The sequence below is a fragment of the Micromonospora sp. NPDC049799 genome (genome assembly GCF_040656655.1).
Taxonomy (GTDB): Bacteria; Actinomycetota; Actinomycetes; order Mycobacteriales; family Micromonosporaceae; genus Micromonospora.
This window is the reverse complement of record NZ_JBFAMU010000688.1, coordinates 1-2,167: the sequence shown is the minus strand read 5'-3', so window position 1 is coordinate 2,167 and position 2,167 is coordinate 1. Positions and strand designations below refer to the sequence as shown.

Here is a 2,167-nt window from a genome sequence, read left to right as displayed (position 1 = left end):
GCCCGAACCCGCGCCCACGGCGACGGGCGCGCCCACGCCGGCGCCCGACCTGGTGGTGCTCACCGACGTCGACCCGCGCATCCGCACCGACATCCGGTACGCCACCGCGCACACCTTCGTCGGCCGTCCCGTCGCCGGCTACGACGAACCGCTGTGCCTGCTCACCCGGCCCGCCGCGGAGGCGCTGCGCCGGGCGCAGGACGCCGCGCTCGCCCGGAACCGCAGCCTGAAGGTGTACGACTGCTACCGGCCGCAGAGCGCCGTCGACGACTTCGTGGCGTGGGGGCGGAGGCCGGGGGAGGAGCAGGCCAAGGGCGAGTTCTACCCGCGGGTCGCCAAGTCGGAGCTGTTCGACCGGGGATATCTCGGCGCGCCCACCGCGCACAGCCGGGGCAGCACCGTCGACCTGACGCTCGTCGACGTGCCCACGCCCCCGCAGCCGGCGTACGACCCGGGTCGGCCCCTCGTGCCGTGCACCGCGCCGCGGGCGCAGCGGTTCCCGGACAACAGCGTCGACATGGGAACCGGCTTCGACTGCTTCGACCCGCTCGCCCACACCGACAGCCGCGGCGTGGACGCGACCGCGCGGGCCAACCGGCGCCTGCTGCGTAGCCTCATGACCGACGCCGGGTTCGTCAACTACGACCGTGAGTGGTGGCACTACCGCTACCGCGACGAGCCGTACCCGGACCGGTACTTCGACGTGCCGGTCGCCCGCTCCTCCGCCCGCTGAGGCATGATCACTCCTCCACGGCCCGCGGGGCCGCCGGAGGAGGAGGTGTCGACGGTGCCCACCGAGCGGATCGGCCCACCGGTCGTCGGGGACGAGCGGGAGATGATGCGGGGGTTCCTCGACTACCACCGGGCCACCCTGGCCTGGAAGTGCGACGGCCTCACCGACGAGGAACTGCGGCGGCGGTCCATGCCCCCCTCCACGCTGTCGCTGCTCGGCCTGGTGCGGCACATGGCCGAGGTGGAGCGCACCTGGTTCCGGCGGGTGATCGCCGGCGAGGACATCGGGCTGGTCTGGTCGGACTCCGGTGACTTCCAGGCGGCGTACGACGCGCGGGACGCGACCCGCTCCGAGGCGTTCGCCGCCTGGCAGGACGAGGTGGAGCACTCCCGCCGGATCGAGCGGGAGGCCGAGTCGCTGGACGTGACCGGCTACAACGCCCGGTGGGACGACACCGTGTCACTGCGGCTGGTGATGCTGCACCTCATGCACGAGTACGCCCGGCACAACGGGCACGCCGACCTGATCCGCGAGGGCGTCGACGGCACCGTGGGCGCCTGACCGCTCCGCCGCCCGGGGGACCGGACCGCCGACCCGCCGCCGGGGGACCTCCGGCCCTGCCCCGCCGCACCCCATGGGAGCAGCGTGGGAGGTGACGACGGCGGAAGGAGGAGCCATGAAAGCACTCGTCTACGACGGCCCCGGAAACAGGTCCTGGACGGACGTCCCGCGCCCGACCATCGTCTCCCCGCGGGACGCGGTCATCCGCGTGGACGCCGTGACGATCTGCGGCACCGATCTGCACATCCTCGGCGGCGACGTGCCCGAGGTCCAGCCCGGCCGGGTGCTCGGCCACGAGGCGGTCGGCACCGTGGTGGAGATCGGCGAGGGGGTGGCCGGCCTGGCCGTGGGCGACCGGGTCCTCGCCTCGTGCATTTCCGCGTGCGGGACCTGCCGCTACTGCCGCGAGGGCAGCTACGGGCAGTGCCTCGGCGGTGGCGGCTGGATCCTCGGCCACACGGTCGACGGCGTGCAGTCCGAGTACGCCCGCATCCCGTTCGCGGACCTGTCCACGTACAGGCTGCCGGACACGGTGTCGGACGAGGCCGCGGTGCTGCTCGCGGACATCCTGCCCACCTCGTACGAGGTCGGTGTGCTGAACGGGCAGGTGCGTCCCGGCGACACCGTGGTGATCGTGGGCGCCGGACCGATCGGGCTGGCCGCGATCCTCACCGCGAAGCTCTTCTCCCCGGCGCACATCGTCGTGGTGGACAAGGCGCAGAGTCGCCTGGAGGCCGCCAAGCAGTTCGGCGCGGACGTCACCGTCTCCGCCGACGACGACCCACGCGCGGTCGTCCGCGAGCTGACCGGCGGCCTCGGTGCCGACGTGGCGATCGAGGCGGTCGGCGTGCCGGCCACGTTCGAGCTGTGCGC

General features: G+C 73.6%; 3 protein-coding genes. All 3 read left to right on the top strand.

What is annotated here, in order from left to right; all coding sequences use genetic code 11:
• Nucleotides 1–733: M15 family metallopeptidase (locus AB0I76_RS28295; RefSeq protein ID WP_357041704.1), on the top strand; the 733-nt coding region annotated here is incomplete at its 5' end.
• A 54-nt stretch (nucleotides 734–787) separates the two neighbouring features.
• Nucleotides 788–1,294 carry a DinB family protein gene (locus tag AB0I76_RS28290; protein WP_357041701.1) on the top strand — a complete coding sequence of 169 codons (507 nt, stop codon included), beginning with the start codon at nucleotides 788–790 and terminating at the stop codon, nucleotides 1,292–1,294.
• Nucleotides 1,295–1,409: 115 nt separating this feature from the next.
• A partial coding sequence (locus tag AB0I76_RS28285) for an alcohol dehydrogenase catalytic domain-containing protein (protein ID WP_357041698.1) occupies nucleotides 1,410–2,167 on the top strand: 758 nt, incomplete at its 3' end.